The following is an 18,431-nucleotide window of genomic DNA, read 5'->3' as shown; positions in this document are numbered from 1 at the left end:
AAGATGTCGAGTGAAAGCTACAACTTTATAAAGGGAGACATCATGAATAGACAAAAAGACACTTCATAAATAATCAAATGCATCGCACTATCAAGTTGTCTGGAGATGGTATTTTTTATGCTGGTAGCATATTCGCTGAATGGTGGGACAAAAACTGTGGCCCACGTTATTGCTATTTATCCATTTCTCGTCTTTTGTATACTGTTACTACAAGTATACCTGCAACAATTGCCCACATCGTAATAACAGCTAATTGTGACCATACATCTGCTATTCCCCCTGCCATTTCCACCTCATTTGCTAAAGAAACCAATTGGATATTTGGAAGATACTCGACAAAACTTAGTACAGGATGTTTGTCTATATATCCTTGCAAAAATGTTCCAAATCCAAAAATGAACAGAAATGGCATGATTAGAACCGATGCTTCCACTACCGATTTTGTCATAAGTCCAAGTAATGTTCCTAGAGCGATATAAAATATAATAGATACAGTTATGGCGATTGAGATAATAAATATATTAGCAGGTTGATAACCAGACACGAACATACCAAGAATGATAGACACCCCAGTAAAAAGGAAAGTGAGTAGACTTTTGCCACCGAGAATTTCCAGTGTGCTTGCTGGTGACAACATCAGACCACGCAGCGTATTCTTCTCCTTTTCCTCCGCAATAATTGAGCATTGGAGGAATGCTGTGATTATTACAAATGTCAGATTGATTGCTACGTAGTGTGCCTCAACTGGTGGGTTATTTTCCCTTCCAGCAATGAAAGCAAGCACGAGCGGAACCGGTATCATAGTCGAAACATACAAATTTTTCAATATATCTTTAACATCTTTTTGAAAAATGGCATATAACCGTTTGATTGAGAATTTCATACTAGCTCCCTCCCTGTTATATCTACAAATATATCGCCGAGTGTTGGTTCGTTTGAATAAATAGCACTTACCTGACTAGTAGACATGTACGTATACAACTCTTGTGCACTTGAAGGACCAATCTGTAAAATTACCTTTCTCCCATCAACCAATTCCACTGTTACAGTAGCATCTCCGAATTTCCGGCGAAGCTTTGCGGGTTCATCGAGTTGTTGAATTTTCCCTTTATTTAAAAAGGCAACACGATCACATAATAAATCTGCTTCGTTCATATCATGCGTCGTTAAAAAAATTGTTGTTCCTTTTTCATTCAGCATTCTTAGACCATTATGAATATGCTGAGAATTCGCTGGATCAAGTGCAGCTGTTGGTTCATCCAAAAATAAAAGCTCTGGTTCATGTAAAAAAGTTCGAGCAAGTATAACTCGCTGTAGCATCCCCTTTGATAATTTTGATACTATTTTTTTCTGTTCGTTTTTTAAGTTCACCATATCCAGTACGTCATCAATTCGGCTTAACGGAACATCGTATAGAACACAATAGAGCTTTAGATTGTCGTAAATGGATAACCGATGATATAAGCCACTGTTGTCGGTAAGAACACCAAATCTTTTTCGGTTATCCGCTTTGTTTAATGATGAAGTTGGTATTCCAAATACTTGTGCCTCTCCATCTGTAGGAGATATTTGCCCGGTCAATATTTTAATTGTCGTCGTTTTACCCGAGCCACTTGGTCCAAGTAAACCAAATATCTCGCCCTTTTTCACATCAAAACTTACATTTTCTAATGCCTTCTGATTCGAAAACACTTTTACTAACGATTTAAGTTCAATTATATTCTCCACTATATCTCCTCCCCTTCTGTACGTTTAGAATAAAAGATATACAAATCCAACACAGCATGTATTCTATGAAAAGAGGTTATTTAAGGGTGAATGGAGAATATTCTTATTGAATGGAACTTAATTTAGGCCTAACATTCCTTTTAATTCTGCCATTTTAGTCTTTGATAGTGGAATTTCCGATTTCATATGATCTTCTAGGATTAAACTAAAACTATTGCGAGTCCAGGTCACTACTTCGCGAACTTTTTGTAAATTGACAATATAGGAACGATGACAGCGAAAAAAGCCGTAAGCCTTTAACCTTTCTTCAAGCTCCACTAATGTGAATACACATGGAAAACCTTCACCACTTATATATACATGCGACTGTCCACTATAGCTTTCAATATAATCAATTTCTGGGGGATCAAACAGGACAATTTTTTCATTTACCCTTGTTGGTATTTTATTAAATTGGATAGGAATTCCTTGTTCTTCTTCAAGAGATTCTTCTTTATTTTCTTCTGTAAAGAAACCACTCGATACATCCTCATTCACGTTAATTTTATATAATCCTTTTTCATCTAACCGGTAGGTAATGTCAGTTAAAGTAATCGCGCTTTCCATGTTTCCCGTTAAAAGTAAAATACTTTTGTCGTTTTGTTGTAGTTCTCTGAGTACTTTTAGTAGGAATCGTTTAGTTTCAACATCAACATTCTGATCCGGTTCTTCTAACACGATTAATGAAGGGTCGTGAAAAAGTAATCGAGCCATCTGAACCCTTCTTTTCTCAGAATAAGTTAAGCTACTTACTTTTTTGTGTTTAATTGTAGCCAATTGTACTCGCTCCAACATATCATCAATCATCTGGTTCGAACTATATAATCTTTTAAAAAACGTAAGATTATCCCTTATGCTTAGCCTTTCATATAAACCGTCATCTAGAAAGGAAATTCCTACCTGTGAATGGTAAGCCTTATTATAAAGAGAAGCTATTTCTTCATTAACAGTTATCTTTCCACTCAAAGTTGCAAATTCACCCATTATCATACGTAGTAACACATTGCGCACATTTGTATTTGAATAAATAGAAACCGACTGTCCCTTCAAGATTTCTAAGTTAAATTCAGGAAACACAATCGTATCTTCAATTTGCTTCTCCAATTTTTCAATATTTAATACTGCCACGTAAAAACACCTTCCCTATTGAAAACTACCACGATTTAATATCTATCTTATTCAATCCATCTTAAATATTTTTCAAATGAATATGAAGTACTGGATGGGACACAGTTATCTTATCATTATTATGAATCTCGTATGGACTAGATCCTTATTCTATGACACAGTTCAGTCATAGTGACTATTTAGAGCGCTTGCAAATAATGCATAGCTTCAGTCTATACCCCCAATATAAAAGGACATGGGGTAAATGTAAATAAGCTCGGGGACGAATGTTTTGATGAATTTGTCTGAGTTATTCCTAAAATCGACATAAATACTTCATACTTTCCTCACAACTATCACTTATACTATGACGAGTGAAGCTACAACTTTACCAAAGGGAGACAACATGGATGGGAGCAGTTAACATAGAACCACAAAAGAAACTTCAAAAACAATCAAAGGCATCACTTTATAAAGCTGTCTGGAGATGGCACTTTTATGCCGGGATTATATTTGCGCCATTTTTGTTTATTTTAGCTGTAACTGGCGGCATCTATTTATTTAAGCCGCAAATTGAACATGCTCTTTATCATCAATATTATCAAGTTACTCCGCAAGAAGAGAGGATCACAGCTGCTGAGCAAATTGAGATAGTTAAAGAACAATATCCAGAGGCGCTCGTAACGAAATATCGCCCTGGTGAAAGTGATACAAGGTCAAGTGAAGTGACGATAAACGGAGATCATGGTACATCTACCATTTTTGTTGATCCTTATACGGGAAATATTATCGGTGAATTGAACAGTTCAGACAGAGTAATGAATAAAATTGAAGAGATTCATGGTGAATTAATGGCTGGAACGATTGGCGACCGTATCGTTGAATTAGCAGCATGTTGGGCAATTGTTCTGATTGTAACAGGGTTTTACTTATGGTTTCCAAAAAAGAAATTCAATCTTTTCGGTGTTCTGCTACCAAGATTTAATAAAGGAAAAAAGATATTTAGAAGAGATTTGCATGCCGTACCTGCATTTTGGTTAGCTGCTGGAATGTTTTTCTTAATTATAACGGGCTTACCATGGTCGGGATTTTGGGGAAATAATTTTCAATCCGTGGCAACAAACAGCGGGGTAGGTTATCCACCTTCCACATGGTTAGGAAGTGCGCCAACCTCTACGGTTGAAACAAAAGATGTGGCAGAAGTTCCTTGGGCAGCGGAGAAATTAGACGTGCCAAAATCAGCGCTTCAGGGTTTTGTTCCGCTTCCTATAGATGAAGTTGTGACGATTGCGGATCGTGAAGGGATGCACCCTAGCTATACGATTAACATTCCTAACTCGACAGATGGTGTGTATACGTTATCTGCTTATTCACCAAAAGCACAAGACGAAGCTACCATTCATATTGACCAATATTCAGGAGCTGTTCTAGCAGACTATCGATTCGACCATTACGGAATCGTTGCCAAGATTGTAGCTTTGGGCATCACTTTGCATAAAGGCACTCAATTCGGATTAATAAATCAGCTCATCAGTTTACTAATCTGTCTAGGGATTATACTTGTAGTCTGCAGTGGATTTTATTTGTGGATCAAACGTAAACCTAGTAAACTAGGATCACCAAAAGCGCTTCCTATTAGAAAATCGTGGCCTTTCCTGATTTTGTTAATCGGTTTAGGAATTATCTTTCCTCTAGTTGGTTTATCGATGATTGTTGTATGGTTAATGGATTGGCTTATTATTCAAAGAGTTCCTGTTATGAAGAGATTTTTTAATGCATAATTTTAGTCAATTTCATAAACTGATTTTTAGCTATTCATAGCCGTGTAAGGTAATTATGAAATTGACTCATTTGAAAAAACAAAGGGTGTTTATCATTGTGAAAAATAAAGTAGCTTTATTGCCATTCGTCATCCTAAGCATCTTGTTAAGTGGATGTGTACTTGAACCAGATGTGGCGGAAAAATATAAACAAGCGCATCCACTCGTTGCAGATATTTTCCTACCTGAGACATTTCAACCGATGGAGTTGTCGACATTTGAGGTCGTTCTAACGCAAGACGGCAAGCAAATAGACGATGCCGATTTCGTTCATTTTGAGATATGGAAACAAGATGGGACCGTCAATTTTGGTATGGAGGAAGCGGAAGAAACCGCTGATGGAACGTATGCGATAACTAAAACATTGGAAAGTAATGGCTTATATTATATAAAAGTACATGCAAGTAATAATGGATCGCTGATCATGCCAAGAAAGCAATTTGTTGTAGGAGAGCTTTCTGAAAGTGAACTAGATTTTTTGAAAAGTGGAGCACAGTTGGAAAATACTGGTGTGGAAAGTCACCATTAGATGATTGGTATGCTTAAATTTCTGGTACTATTAGGTATGAAGATATTTTTAATCTAAGGAGAGTGAAAGCATATGGGTTTAATGGATGGTTTCTTAAATAATTATTCAGAAGTTTCTATTGATGATCTTCAGCATCAATATGGTCAATATTTAATGGCAGAAGAGAAAATAGAGATGGGATTTAGGCTAGTTCGTGATACGTTTATCGTTACGGATCAACGATTAATCTTACTTGACCATCAAGGTGTTACTGGAAAGAAAACTCGAATTCTATCAATTAACTTGGATGCTATTTTTGAAGTGTCAATGGAAACAGCAGGGTCTGGATTTGATGATAGTGAACTAACAATCCACTACATAACATCACCTTATTACAAAGCCAACAACGTGCAAACATCAACATATACGTTTGAATTTGGTAAGAAATTTAACGTACAACCATTTTATGTTGCATTAACCACACTTGCTCATAAAAACAGTACTCGAATTAATGCGTAATAAACAAAAACCCCACGTCGTGAAAGCACGCGTGGGATTTTAAAATCTTATCATAATTATCATGAAATACAGCTTATCTCCTTATCATTTTTAAAATAAAGACGATCAAGGCAACAACCAGCAAAATGTGTACAAGCCCACCAGCTATTTCAAATATAAATCCAAGTAACCAAATAAGTAATATTACCCCAATTATAGTCCAAAGCATCAACAAATCACTCCTTTATTTTTTCGCTTATAAAGAGACTTTGCCCTTTTTTGAATTATATTAAACATATGAGACGTGGTAGTTGGTACTTAATCGTGTATTCCTGATACGATATTTTGTATTTCTAATGTCAAAAAAGTAGGTAGCGAAATCTTATTAGTGCAGAGCAATTACAGAGACATCGAAAGAATGCAAACACTTTGATGATCTGAATAGTATTAGGACAACTACTATTTTCGCGTCGATAGATTTGTTGTTTTGTATTAATAGTTTAATAAATAGCTTAATAAATTGTTGTCAATCGTTTCCAGAATTTTGTTATACTTAATATAAATATATACCAAAATTTACAAGTGAACTATACTAGGAGTGAAATGAATGGATTATAATGTGCTACGGAAGCGAATCGATGTTATTTCGAAAAGCGTAAAGAAACTTGGTGGTGATGTTCCTGATTTAGTTATCGGAAAGCAAGCAACAATGCAACAAATAGCGAGGATGGAGCGCAAATTAGGTGTTGCACTACCAACTAGTTTCAGAAAAGTGTTGCTCGAGTTTTCTGCTGATCTAAATTTCCGATGGTTTTTGCCAGATGATGTTCACATGGATGAAGAACTGATAGATGCTACTAGTGGGTCAGTCCATTGGAACCTCGAGATGATGGAATTATTTGAGGAGCAACGGAAAAGTTGGATTAAAGAGGTTTTTCCTAACCCGGATGATGAATATGACAAGGTTTGGCACGATAAGTTAGCATTTTACGCTGTTAGTAATGGTGATTTGATTGCTTTTGATTTGAGTGACAATGATGGGGCGGTTGTCTATTTGAGTCATGAGGATGGTGAAGGCCACGGCTATAAACTAGGAGAAAACTTCATTGATTTCATAAATAAATGGTCAAGAATTGCATTCGTTGGAGGGGAAGATTGGATTTGGTTGCCATTTGCTTCAGAAAGTGGTTTCGTAGCTGATGATGAAGTGGCCGAACGGTTTAGAAAGATGCTAGATTTTGATAATTAGTACTATGTTATTTTTTTGTACCTTACATCTGTGTGGACAATTGTCTACCAGTTAGACAATTTTTTCGTTACTTTAGTGACAAGAATTTCAGGTTCTTACTTCTAATCTTTCATTAAAATTTTGTCTAATGTATAATCGAACTAAACAAATATAAGATAAAAGGGGAGGTTATGAAATGACTGCAGATGAGATTATGAAAGCAATTGAAGAAATGGATAATGGAGAAAGGATAAAATTACTTAATAAGTTATATGATAATTATTTTGATAGTAGACCTCCAAAAGAGCAAATTATAAAAGAGAAAGAAGAAATGTTCTGGGGGAAAGAAGATGAGTAAAATAGGTAAACGCGGAGAGGTTTGGACAATTGAATTAAATGGAAAAAGAAGACCAGTCGTTATTGTAAGTAATGATAAATTGTTGTTTATAGAAGTTGTTAAAAAAGTCGCCAAATGGTCAGCGGCGAACCTTAGAGTTGGTTCATCTTTCCAGTTATGTAATAGGAAATCACTTTTCCTTAACTCATGTGAGAATTGCCTACCCTTGAAAAAGAAAAACACAATTTCTGAGTGCAAGGATTATTCTTTCGAAGCAACAGCTTTCACTGCGGTCGCGGGGATTTTCACCCCATCGACCTTTTTGATGCTAATTCGCCAACTTTTTGAAAATACACTTTTTAGGAAAAAGTAGTACCTGATCCTTCCACGTAAGCAATCGAGTATACCAGGTACCACTCTCACATCTACTTAAAGACAGGTGTTAGTTTAGTCACCTTTTTAGCGATATTATTCGTTAGATCTGTCGCTGTTTTTGGAACGAATGATTTAAGAACCGAGTTAATCATAGGTCCCGTCATACCAGCTGCAGTAATCGTAATATTTCCTGTCATCTTAGTTTGGTTTTGGGAAATAGCTTCTGCTTTGAAATATCCTTTCCCAGTGAAGTTTTCGCTTAAGCCTTTTAGGTCAAAAGTAACTAATGTTGGCTCCTTCCACTCGGTGATATCAATCTGCATACTAACTTTCTTTTGGATAATGCCAACATCACCTTTAAATTTCCATGTGGATTGTTTTTCGTTTCGTTTGTTATGTTCCACATATCCAGGTACTAATGGAGCCCAATTGTTCATGTCACTGACGAAATCCCATATCGTATTAATGGGACTATTTACGCTCACCTCATGCGTTCCACTTGGCATTATGACCCCTCCTTTTTTACCTCTGTTATGATTTTATCAAGTGTTGTGGTTAAATATTCCTGAATTATTATAAGTTCGATAAAAATAAACGAATGTGTCTCCATACGCTCTATCTAATTTAAACGGAACATCTGTTTATCCTTTGTATGAAATTGCCTACATTGTTGATAAAATAATAGTAGGTTAAGAAATTGTAAAGTAGGTGTTTTTCATGATAACGAAGCAAGACATTCGTGAGTCAAAGTGGCAATATTTAACGGATCACAAGCTAGGTAGATTTCCATTTCCGTTGCAAAACCGGATTCCGAATTTCAAAGGCGCAGAGCGTGCTGCCGAGTTCGTGACGACTATTCCAGATTATAAATATGCGGAAGTAATAAAGGTCAATCCTGATGCGCCACAATTACCGATTCGAGCACAAATCATAAAAGATGGAAAAGTATTATTGGTACCAACTCCCAGATTAAAAGCTGGGTTTATCATGGTAAAACCGGAATGGGTTCCAGCGGGAGAAGAAAGAAAGGCGGCTAGTCTCTCCCATATCAAATCCTATGGCAGAGAAATTTTACTTTCTGAAGCTCCGAGAATTGATATGTTCATTGTCGGCTCTGTCGCTCTACATCGGGATGGAAGAAGAGTTGGCAAGGGAGAAGGATATGCAGACAGAGAATATGCGATTATTCGGGAGCTCGGTAATGCAGACATACCTATCGTCGGTACAATCCATAGTGCGCAGTTAACCGATCAAGATGTTCCTAGGGATCCGTTTGATATTACGGTCGATTGGATTGCAACAGAAACAGAATTAAGAAAAACTAACTCTCCATATGACAAGCCAACCGGGATTAACTGGGAACTGGTAACAGAGGAAGAGCTAGCGGAAATGCCGGTGTTAAGGGAGATACGAGAGCTTACGAAAGGGAGTTAGTGAAAAGAAATTATTTGAGTGTTGGATTAATTTGACCGTTTACAAGTCACCGGAATGATTTTATATTATTTCCATTCCTTGCTTTAATAATGCTAAAGTCATTAATTACCCCCAATAGTATTTGAATTTGGTAATATAGATATAGCAGATTTATTAAAACAAGGAGTTTCATAAATGGGAAATAAAAAACGTGGCCATTTCTGTAAAGTATGTGGTAGAACGCGTGCTAATGAAAAATTTAGTGGCAAGGGTCACCGTCTACATATTTGTAAGGATTGTAAAAGAACAGGTAAAAAAGCATATCAATCGTCAAATTTAACGGCAGCATATGATCAAGAAGGAAATAAGTTTAATAAAGCTGTTCGAAATTGTTTGAAATTACATACATGCTTATAGAGCAAGCTTCTTTTTGTTCGAATATCAAAATGACCGCTATATTACGAGAGATGATTTCGAATCTGAAATTTATGTTTATCAAAAGAGTGCCGAACAAAGATTTGCTTGAAAAGGATATAACGCACCATTAGATTATTTGGAAACAAGGTGAAATGATGGATAGTAGAATACAAGAATTTGTTGATTTTACAAGGACAAAATTAGGATTAGATGATTATTATTTAGAACGACATAGCTTTTATCAGAATGTTAACATCTTCAACGAGACGGAATATGTACTTTGCATGGAATGGTTTCCTAATCATGTAACCCAACAAGAGGATGATGATTCAAATCCAGAAGGTACAGCGGTTGTTGAGATTAATATACATTCGCGAAAGATTAAGAGCATTATTTTTGTAATGGGCAAGACATATGTGAAAGATGGAATTTCGTTTACTAGTCAGGGTAAAAATCAAGTGATTAGATGGATTGAAGAAGAAACAGGTCTTGCTTATGAAAAGCAATTTCAATTTCATAAAGAAGAAGAAGGAGAACTTACATTTAAAGAATACTATGAAGGTATAGAGGTGTCGCCATCGGGGATGATTGTAGTCAAATTTAATCACGAAGGAAAGCTCACCATGTTCGCTAATCAAGGTCAATTCCCTTCTAGAGAGAAGGTAAGAGAAGAAAAGTATACACTTTCTTTTAGAAAAGTGGAGAATATAGCAAAGAAACAATTACAACTAGTTGAATTTCCCACCTATGAGCAGAAGAAACTAGTTTTTATATTTGCTATTGAAGAGATTTACATTACGAATGAGGGGACATCGACGATACCATTTGAATGGATAGTAGATGTGAGATCGTATACGACAATGGAAAAAACTTTATATTGGGAAGAGCCAATGAGTCAACCATTTAATAAAAAAGAAATTATTTGGATTGAGGAGATACAACCAGAACAAGCATTTTTACTTGAGCCATCTCCTGATTCATTTCCAATAACAGAATTAGAACAAGATAAATGTGAGATCGTAGTCAAAGACCTATTACGACAAGAATACCCAAATGATACGGGAAAATGGAAGCTGAAAACGCTACATCGTGATAAAGGCTATATTCACGCAACATTAAGGAGAAATCATAAGGATCATCGTTTATTTCAGAGGAAAATAAAAATCCTGATTGATGCTAAAAGCCTAAAGGCAATAAATTACATAGATAATCAACTAATGATAGAGATCTTTGAACAATTTCAAACATCTGAACAGGCAATAATAACAATAGATGAAGCGTATGAAAAAATCAAAGGATTGCTTCAGCTTAAGCCCTATTATGTATATGATTTTGACCACAAACAATATATTTTATGTGGAAAATTGGATTGTCAATACGGTATACATGCAGAAAATGGAAGAGTGATTAATTTAGACGATCTGTAGAAAGCTGATTGAAGAATCGTACCATCTATTATAGATATTTCACTCTCGGTACGTCAGTCACACTAGCCCATGATAGTGTAGAACACAATCGGGGGTTAGGTGCCGTTTTTATTTTCAACAAATCAAAAAATTATTGTTACGTTTTCCGATGTTATCCGTTTTATAGGTGAGGGGGGAGCAGATGAAAGAAAATATAGATAGCATATATAACATGTACTTTCAAAATATATATCGATTTCTACTCTCCCTTTGTCACGATCATTATACTGCTGAAGATTTAGTGCAGGAAACGTTTTTTCGGGCGCACTTAACGCTTGAAGTTTATGAAGGCAAATCGATAAAAACGTGGCTGTTCACTGTTGCTTATCGTGCATATATTGACCACTATCGTAAACAAAAAAGAATTGTCATAAAAGATGATAAATTTTTCACCGGGATCTTTGATAAAAAGAAATATATCTTAGATGATCTCGTAGCAAATGAAGAAATTGAGGAGATTGTGCGATTGCTTGATGATATACCGGAAAAGCATAAGTACGCGGTTTTATTGCACGATTTTCATGGATTAACACAGCAGGAAGCAGCGGAAGTAATGAGCGTCAAGCCAAGCCACTATAAAGTATTGTTATTTCGTGGAAGACAAGCGATCAGACGGAGGAAGGCGGGAGAAAATGAGTGATGAATTTAAGAGAAAACTAGCAGCCTATGAAAAGGGTGAGCTGACAGACGCGGAAATAGAAGATTTTGAAAAAGAATTAGATAAACTAGAGAGCTATCATGAGTTTCTAGAAGACAATCAGGGTGATGAAACTAGCGAAATTAATCAGAAGAAACAAAAGAAGATACTAAGACGAGGCAAATGGAAGGCGAGGGTACAAACTGCTTTTTTTGCGCTTGCTATCTTTGTTTTATTTACGATTGTTGCTTCAATATTCACTTCGATTTACTATGCGTGGGGGACACCGGACCGGAATGAAGTGTTAGCAAGTATCATTGATCATACCTTAACCGTTACTGATCCCTATGGCTATATGGGACACACGAGTACGCATACAAATGCTTATTTTAGTATGACGGCAACGAGGGAAATGACTAAAAGAGTAGGCGATGAAAGAATAGAAGTCGGTGAAATGAATGTCAATTTCATTTTTTCAAAGATAGGTATCCCTGAAGAAAAACATTATGGGACAATCTCACAAAACAGACCACAATTTATCCACCCCGCATCTACAGATCAAGGTGAAGCGGATTGGGAACAATTAGAAAAATTACCTGAAGGAACCGTCGTATCTGCTTATTTATCTTTCTCTGAATTAATCGGCACGGAGCAGGTTTTAAGTTTATTTGAAGAAAAAGACATGGAATTATTATGGCTAGCTGTCGACACTGGAAAGGAGACAGACTGGAATAGTTTTAGTGAACCAATTGGTTTTCCGAGTTATCCTATTTGGCATCAAGACGATATGATTCTAACTTCTCATGAGGAAGAAGAGGGTCCTTTCTGGAGTAAAACAGTTTCAGAGGGTTATGTGTCACCAGACTATGAAGAAGGTGACGAAGAAATTTTGCATCAGCAGTTCTTGAAAACACTGCGATTTTTGAAAGAGCATGAAAACATGACAGATTACCTTACATTCGGCCGACTCAATTTATCGGAGCGTATAGATTATCTTGAAAATAATGGATTTTTGCATTATGGTGTTGTTATCACAGGACCAACGAAGGAAGTGTTGAAACTTCGTGAAGAATCATGGGTAAAGTATATAGATGTGGATGAGGTTGCTTTTTGGAATTGGGATAGATGAATATGGTAGGAATCAGGTTAGTGCTAGGCCTTGTGGATGCTAATGGGTCTGGCATCTTTTGATGTATGCTATACTCTAAAAAAGGATTTCTAAGGAGGTAGGTAACGTGAGTATTCGTTTTGAAGCGAAAGAAACTTTTCAAGTTCCTAAACAAAAAGTATACACAAGCTTACTGGACCTGGATTCTGCTAAGCAATGGATGCAAGGCTTGGTAAGTATGGAAAGATTGGATCAGGGACCGATGCAAGTGGGGAGCGAGTGGATGGAAACAAGAAAAATGTATGGAAAAGAAGCATCCGAACATTTTGAAGTTGTCGAGCTCCGTGAACCAGATAAACTTGTCCTTCGTTGTGATGGTACAAAAGGATCAATGGGGAAAGGTGAATTTGTGTTCACATACATAGTCACAGCATCTGATGATCATACAGAAGTTACTTTAGATGGTGAGATAAACGGACTTACCGGCTTGTCTAAATTATTCGGGAAGATGATGGCGGGGGCATTCAAGAAAGCTTGTGTGAAAGATTTGAATGCGTTGAAGAGCTATTTAAAAAAATAAAAGGTTAACGGATGAATCAGACCTGGCAAGGAGTATGCTATGACAATTATTGATAAGTTAAACCTGAATAAATATCAAAATTTGGCCGTACTTCACCAACCGAGTGAGTATCATTTGTTTGATGAATATAAGAATGATTTATCTTGCGAACATGATGCGATTTTCATTTTTGTAGAAACGGTTCAAGACATGGTTAACCATACGCAAAACATTATCAATCAGCAACAATTACTGGAAAAAGGATACTTGTTTTTTGCGTATCCCAAAAAAGGGAACAAGCGTTATGATACGTTCATTCACAGAGATGATATATTTCCAGCAATGAAAGTAGACGAAGATGGATATGTGTTAGATAGCGATATCAAATTTTCACGGATGGTAAGTATGGACGATGCATTTACTGTCATAGGATTAAAGCATGAAAAGAAAAAAGCTAAGAAATCATCGGCAGCAAGTCAGTGTGTAGCTGATTATGAGGATCATATGAAAGATATCGAGACGCTATTAGCAGATCATCCGAGTGAACTCGAATCATATCAAGAACTAACACCAGGTTACCAAAGGGATTGGGCTCGTTTTATCTTCTCCGCGAAGCAGCAGAAAACACGTGAAAAGCGTCAAGCACAAATGGTCGATGTTTTATCAAAGGGATATAAATCAATGGATCTTTATCGTCAAAAAAAGAAATAAAATACGATGGGAGGTGCGAGACACTTTGAGAGGTCTTGCACTTTTTATATTGCAGGAAATTATAAAATATACTAAATGTGGATAAGATTAAGCATTAGCCACGGCCAGCTCCGAGCGCCAGCGACTAGCGAGACTTCCCTCACCTCATGACACGATAAGTCAACATCGGTTCAGGTTTTAAGGAAGGTCGACTAAAAGCGGACTTGTCGTCCAACGTCGACATACCCCTTATGCAGGGGCATGTTTCCTTACTCCATCGAAAATACAATGCAATTTTCTTCGTGCGAGGTAACGCTTCGAAGCATACTCTGGTCCTACGGCTCAGTCCAAATGTTTTCGGTGGGGCGAGTAATCGCACTAAGGAAAGCTACAATGAATATACACCGCAGAAACAAGTGATTTTATTGTTTCGAGTCCCATTCCGTACGTCGATAACCGGCGCTCTGCACTTTTGTTATTTACTAGCTAAATTTTCTCGGTCTTCTGCTAATGGTGGTTGCTCCAGCCATCCATGTTTGATCAACAATTCGGCACCATCCTCCGCATATAACGCAACCTCTGCGATAAGGCGAGTGTATTCAAACGCTAAGTCTCTTCTTTGGGAAACAGACATTCCGGCTCCATAATAACCGACTGCTGCCGAAACAAGTATAACAATGTGGTTTAACATTAATTTATCGGAAAAAGGAGGGATTGTTGAATCCGTTACTTCAGATACCCATGAAGAAGGTGAAGCTAATCCCCCTTTAGTTAAGACAGAACTAAGGGAAGCGAACTGCTTCTCACACACTTTTTTTCCTCTTTGAAAGTATTTTTGAACATCTTTTGTTTCACAGACTTGGGCAAAACCAATTTCCAATACAACTTTAACAATAATTTTTACCATATTAAAGCTTACATCACTGATCTCAATAGCACTGAGTGGTCGCTTATTACCTAACCAGCCAGATAGATACTGTTGATTATTTACAATATCAACTTTGTCGGGTGTATTAATTCTTGGTGGTTTACTATAAATTCCTTTTTTCAGCATCACATGTGCAATCCGTTCATACAGTTCCATCGTTTCGGTATTGCATTGAATAAAGTACTTTATTTGGTCGGACCGAGATGATGTAGCTACAGCACCAGCGTATCCTGTCAAACCAAGTAATGTCATCACATGCATATAGACCAACATAAATGTGTCGGTAAATAAGGCTGGGGCTTCAATATTCACATCTTCCTCTATTGAAAAACCTTTTGGTACAGGAAAATTTTCTTGATGAAAAATTTTTGTCAGTTGTTCAATATGATTTGCTGCAAGACTGCGTGCGAATACGAGTATATCCTTAATTTCTTCATCTTTTGCATGTTCAATGGAATGTGTAAGAACACATATCGATGATGAATCATTTATGTATTGCGTCCAAAGATTTGCGATTTCAGCTGAAGTAAGCTCAACATTATGATTAATATATCCCATCAGAACACCTCAATAATCAGTTAATATGCTTGCCGATTCGTTTATTGTTGGTAGATATATTTAAATTATACGTTATGTTACCTACCAATTGTTTCAACCATCCCCGCGTTTGATTATAATTATGAAAGGGAAGGTAAACAATAAAAGCTAATGAATCCATCTTTGTTTTTGACAGCTAGGAGGAACAAGCATGTCTGACCAGAACAGAAAAATTCATGTTACATTATTTATCCTGATTGTTGTTAGTGCAATTGTGCCTATTAGTATAGAACACTTGCTTTTCCCAAAAACTCCACTTTCCATTTACCTATTATTTCTCGTCCCTATTATTTATATTTGTTTTTATTATGATAAAAAAGGGATTATTATCGGAATTATCTCTATTAATGCAATACATTTCATTTGGGGATTGATTGTCCTCCGTAGCTTATATGAGATTGATTTATATAATCGTGCCATAAACCACAGCGGCTTAACGTTAATCTCACTCGTAATAGCTATATTGTTAGGACGTTTATTTAAAATAATTGAAGGACAACAAACGAAATTAAAGGATAGTGAAAGCCTTTATCGAAATGTGGTCGAAACCTCTCCTAATCCTATGCTGATCCACAAAGCTGGAAATATTGTTTACGTAAATACAGCTGCTGTTAAGCTTTCAGGTTTAGGATCAAAAGACAAGCTAATCGGTCAGCCTATTGAGAAGTTTATGCATCCTACAAGTAAAGCAGTATATAACTCCAGGTTAGAATTTCTTAAGAAGCAAGATCTTGTTCGGATTGTTGAATATCAAATGGTTCGGCCAGACGGAGCAAAGTTGTTCATTGAAATCCTTGGAAAAAGAATAACATATAAAGGTGATAACGCAATTCTAGCTGTTGGGACAGATGTAACAGCAAGAAAAGAAAAAGAAGCAAAGCTACGAAAAAGTGAAGCTCTATTAGCCGTTTCTCAGAGGATGGCACACATAGGTAGCTGGGAAGCAGACTTAGTTGAAAACAAAATACACTGGTCGAAAGAAACCTACCGCATTTTTGGTGTTACGCCTGAAAATATCATGCCAGATTATCAATCCTTTTTGACTTTTGTTCCTTCTGAGGAGAAAGAATTTGTTGATCAAAAAACGAACGAAGCTTTAGAAGGAAAAGTATACAGCTTGAATCACCGCATTATCCGTAAAGATGGAGTCGAAAGGTTTGTTTACCAACAAGCAGAGATTACCTACAATGAGCAAGGACAACCGATATACTTAGTTGGTACGATTCAAGACATCACCGAAACTAGAGAAATACAACTGGAATTGAAGCAAAGTGAAGAGAAATTTCGTTCATTGGTCCAGCATTCCTATGATATGATTGCTATTGTAGATGCACAAGGCATCATTACGTACTTAAGCCCTTCAATTGAGCGCAAACTAGGATATAACATAGAAGACATTACAGGTCATCCTGCAGTAGATTTTATTTGTGATGAAGATGTAAAATATGGAAGAGAAAGGCTAAAAGAGGTTTTGAATGCTCCTAATAAAGCAAATCATAGTCAGATAAGAATTAAGGATAAAAGCGGCAAATTGCTGCATGTTGAATTGGTTTCAACTAACTTAATTGATAATCCAAATATAAAAGGAATCGTAGTGAATTTGAGAGATGTTACATCTCAAAAAAAATCGTATGAAACGATTCAACACCTAGCATTTCATGATGATGTTACAAGCCTTCTAAATAAACGAGGATTAGATGAATTGTTAGCAAATCAGATAGCTAAGGGTGAAAGCTTTTCTGTGCTATTTCTTGATTTGGACAACTTCAAATTCGTAAATGACAGCTTAGGGCATTATGTAGGGGACATGTTATTAAAAAATATAGCCATTCTATTGAGAGAACAAGTTAATGAACATGGTGAAGTTGCCAGAATGGGTGGAGATGAATTTGTCATTCTGCTAAGGCATACACCCAACAGACAATCGGAGAATCTTGCAAATAATATAATTGATCTGTTTAGTCAACCATTTGACATTTGTAATTACCAGTTCTTTATTACGGCGAGTATTGGTGTTGTTACTTACCCTGATGGTGGGCAAGATATCGATTCATTATTGAAGCATGCAGACATGGCCATGTATGAAGCAAAACATGCAGGTAAAAACACATTCAGAAGATTTGACAATGGAATGAAAAAAATAAACGAAAGAACCTTTCAACTTCAAAATGATATAAGAAACGCAGTAAAGTCTAATGAATTCACTTTATACTATCAACCTCGAGTTCGCACAGTAGATCTTAAAGTCGTTGGGGCAGAAGCCTTGGTTCGTTGGAATCACCCAAAGCTTGGTATGATTTCTCCTAATGAATTTATACCGATAGCAGAGAATTCGGGTTTAATTGTACCATTAGGAGAATGGATATTTGAAACTGCGTGTAAACAATTAATGAAATGGAAGGAAGATGGACAACCAGATTTGAAATTATCTATTAATTTCTCCACAGTTCAATTCATGCAAATTGATTTACACAAGAAGGTTAAGAAAATAGTTGAATTGCACAAGGTAAATCCTCAAAACATAGAAATTGAAATTACTGAATCTGCGATTATCGAAAATGATTTAGGTGTACAAGAAAATATAAAACAATTAAAAGAACTAGGTATAGAGATAGCAATTGATGATTTTGGAACAGGCTATTCATCCATGCTCTACATTAAAAAATTTAAAGCAGATACAATTAAAATTGATCGTACATTCATAGCTAACCTACAAGAAGATGACGACAATGCGGATATTGTATTAGCGATTATAAACTTAGCAAAGGCATTGAAATTAAACATCGTTGCAGAAGGTGTAGAGACCATCGAGCAATTTGAAAAGTTAAAACAGATGGACTGTCAGGAAATGCAAGGCTATTACTTTGCCAAGCCATTACCGATAGCTGAATTTGAAAAATACGTGTAGAAGCAGGAGCTGATTCTCTTGCTTTTTTTCTGTAGTGCCAGATACGTTTTCGAGTAGGATAACCGTCC

At 36.4% G+C, this 18,431-nt stretch carries 20 protein-coding genes; 14 read left to right on the top strand and 6 right to left on the bottom strand.

Annotation, left to right across the window (positions count from 1 at the left end):
• Positions 1 to 172: 172 nt before the first annotated feature.
• From ACI6MV_RS11685 to ACI6MV_RS11675, 3 genes are all read right to left on the bottom strand, one after another.
• Positions 173 to 883: an ABC transporter permease gene (locus ACI6MV_RS11685; protein ID WP_407270479.1), complete on the bottom strand. Its 711-nt coding sequence runs from the start codon at positions 881 to 883 to the stop codon at positions 173 to 175.
• Complete coding sequence (locus ACI6MV_RS11680) at positions 880 to 1,728, bottom strand: ABC transporter ATP-binding protein (RefSeq protein WP_407270478.1); 849 nt, start codon at positions 1,726 to 1,728, stop codon at positions 880 to 882. Before ACI6MV_RS11680 ends, ACI6MV_RS11685 begins: the two co-directional genes overlap by 4 nt.
• A 117-nt stretch (positions 1,729 to 1,845) precedes the next feature.
• Positions 1,846 to 2,895, bottom strand: a complete 1,050-nt coding sequence (locus ACI6MV_RS11675) for a LytTR family transcriptional regulator DNA-binding domain-containing protein (protein ID WP_407270477.1) — start codon at positions 2,893 to 2,895, stop codon at positions 1,846 to 1,848.
• A 389-nt stretch (positions 2,896 to 3,284) separates the two neighbouring features.
• Between ACI6MV_RS11675 and ACI6MV_RS11670 the strand changes: the two genes are divergently transcribed.
• From ACI6MV_RS11670 to ACI6MV_RS11660, 3 genes are all read left to right on the top strand, one after another.
• On the top strand, positions 3,285 to 4,655 hold the full coding sequence (locus ACI6MV_RS11670; protein WP_407270476.1) for a PepSY-associated TM helix domain-containing protein: 1,371 nt from the start codon (positions 3,285 to 3,287) through the stop codon (positions 4,653 to 4,655).
• 97 nt (positions 4,656 to 4,752) lie between these two features.
• Positions 4,753 to 5,223 carry a FixH family protein gene (locus ACI6MV_RS11665; RefSeq protein WP_407270475.1) on the top strand — a complete coding sequence of 157 codons (471 nt, stop codon included), beginning with the start codon at positions 4,753 to 4,755 and terminating at the stop codon, positions 5,221 to 5,223.
• A 72-nt stretch (positions 5,224 to 5,295) separates the two neighbouring features.
• Positions 5,296 to 5,721: a PH domain-containing protein gene (locus ACI6MV_RS11660; RefSeq protein WP_407270474.1), complete on the top strand. Its 426-nt coding sequence runs from the start codon at positions 5,296 to 5,298 to the stop codon at positions 5,719 to 5,721.
• Positions 5,722 to 5,794: 73 nt separating this feature from the next.
• Here ACI6MV_RS11660 and ACI6MV_RS11655 read toward each other — a convergent pair whose 3' ends face one another.
• Entirely contained in the window at positions 5,795 to 5,929 is a 135-nt protein-coding gene (locus tag ACI6MV_RS11655) for a lmo0937 family membrane protein (RefSeq protein ID WP_407270473.1), read from the bottom strand.
• 378 nt (positions 5,930 to 6,307) lie between these two features.
• Here ACI6MV_RS11655 and ACI6MV_RS11650 point away from each other — a divergent pair, with 378 nt between their 5' ends.
• The 3 genes from ACI6MV_RS11650 (at position 6,308) to ACI6MV_RS11640 (ending at position 7,638) form a co-directional block, all read left to right on the top strand.
• The gene (locus tag ACI6MV_RS11650) at positions 6,308 to 6,949 is read left to right on the top strand and encodes an SMI1/KNR4 family protein (RefSeq protein WP_407270472.1); all 642 of its coding nucleotides are present in this window, start codon (positions 6,308 to 6,310) and stop codon (positions 6,947 to 6,949) included.
• A 175-nt stretch (positions 6,950 to 7,124) separates the two neighbouring features.
• Positions 7,125 to 7,286, top strand: coding sequence for a hypothetical protein (locus tag ACI6MV_RS11645; RefSeq protein WP_407270471.1), 162 nt, complete (start codon positions 7,125 to 7,127; stop codon positions 7,284 to 7,286).
• Entirely contained in the window at positions 7,279 to 7,638 is a 360-nt protein-coding gene (locus tag ACI6MV_RS11640) for a hypothetical protein (protein WP_407270470.1), read from the top strand. Before ACI6MV_RS11645 ends, ACI6MV_RS11640 begins: the two co-directional genes overlap by 8 nt.
• Before the next feature lie 52 nt (positions 7,639 to 7,690).
• Here ACI6MV_RS11640 and ACI6MV_RS11635 read toward each other — a convergent pair whose 3' ends face one another.
• Positions 7,691 to 8,146: an SRPBCC family protein gene (locus ACI6MV_RS11635; protein ID WP_407270469.1), complete on the bottom strand. Its 456-nt coding sequence runs from the start codon at positions 8,144 to 8,146 to the stop codon at positions 7,691 to 7,693.
• A 211-nt stretch (positions 8,147 to 8,357) separates the two neighbouring features.
• On the opposite strand from ACI6MV_RS11635, the gene ACI6MV_RS11630 reads away from it, so the two are divergent.
• The 7 genes from ACI6MV_RS11630 to ACI6MV_RS11600 all read left to right on the top strand — a co-directional run bounded on the left by ACI6MV_RS11630 (position 8,358) and on the right by ACI6MV_RS11600 (position 13,951).
• Positions 8,358 to 9,074, top strand: coding sequence for a 5-formyltetrahydrofolate cyclo-ligase (locus ACI6MV_RS11630; protein ID WP_407270468.1), 717 nt, complete (start codon positions 8,358 to 8,360; stop codon positions 9,072 to 9,074).
• A gap of 174 nt (positions 9,075 to 9,248) precedes the next feature.
• A complete protein-coding gene (locus ACI6MV_RS11625; protein WP_407270516.1) occupies positions 9,249 to 9,470 on the top strand; it encodes a hypothetical protein in 222 nt (73 codons plus the stop codon).
• Positions 9,471 to 9,625: 155 nt separating this feature from the next.
• Positions 9,626 to 10,897 carry a hypothetical protein gene (locus ACI6MV_RS11620; protein WP_407270467.1) on the top strand — a complete coding sequence of 424 codons (1,272 nt, stop codon included), beginning with the start codon at positions 9,626 to 9,628 and terminating at the stop codon, positions 10,895 to 10,897.
• A gap of 181 nt (positions 10,898 to 11,078) precedes the next feature.
• Positions 11,079 to 11,576 carry a sigma-70 family RNA polymerase sigma factor gene (locus ACI6MV_RS11615; protein WP_407270466.1) on the top strand — a complete coding sequence of 166 codons (498 nt, stop codon included), beginning with the start codon at positions 11,079 to 11,081 and terminating at the stop codon, positions 11,574 to 11,576.
• Positions 11,569 to 12,702 (top strand): anti-sigma factor, encoded by a 1,134-nt coding sequence (locus tag ACI6MV_RS11610; RefSeq protein ID WP_407270465.1) that lies wholly within the window; start codon positions 11,569 to 11,571, stop codon positions 12,700 to 12,702. Before ACI6MV_RS11615 ends, ACI6MV_RS11610 begins: the two co-directional genes overlap by 8 nt.
• Before the next feature lie 106 nt (positions 12,703 to 12,808).
• On the top strand, positions 12,809 to 13,261 hold the full coding sequence (locus tag ACI6MV_RS11605; RefSeq protein WP_407270464.1) for an SRPBCC family protein: 453 nt from the start codon (positions 12,809 to 12,811) through the stop codon (positions 13,259 to 13,261).
• Positions 13,262 to 13,300: 39 nt separating this feature from the next.
• Positions 13,301 to 13,951, top strand: coding sequence for a YdeI/OmpD-associated family protein (locus ACI6MV_RS11600; protein WP_407270463.1), 651 nt, complete (start codon positions 13,301 to 13,303; stop codon positions 13,949 to 13,951).
• Positions 13,952 to 14,405: 454 nt separating this feature from the next.
• On the opposite strand, the gene ACI6MV_RS11595 is transcribed toward ACI6MV_RS11600, so the two are convergent.
• A complete protein-coding gene (locus ACI6MV_RS11595; RefSeq protein ID WP_407270462.1) occupies positions 14,406 to 15,416 on the bottom strand; it encodes a DUF3231 family protein in 1,011 nt (336 codons plus the stop codon).
• A 190-nt stretch (positions 15,417 to 15,606) separates the two neighbouring features.
• Here ACI6MV_RS11595 and ACI6MV_RS11590 point away from each other — a divergent pair, with 190 nt between their 5' ends.
• Complete coding sequence (locus tag ACI6MV_RS11590) at positions 15,607 to 18,363, top strand: sensor domain-containing protein (RefSeq protein ID WP_407270461.1); 2,757 nt, start codon at positions 15,607 to 15,609, stop codon at positions 18,361 to 18,363.
• Positions 18,364 to 18,431 lie beyond the last annotated feature (68 nt).

Source organism: Radiobacillus sp. PE A8.2, from assembly GCF_045635475.1.
Taxonomy (GTDB): domain Bacteria; phylum Bacillota; class Bacilli; order Bacillales; family Amphibacillaceae; genus JBJGXI01.
Note: the sequence above shows the minus strand (reverse complement) of the source record. Positions and strands in the feature narration are given on the sequence as shown.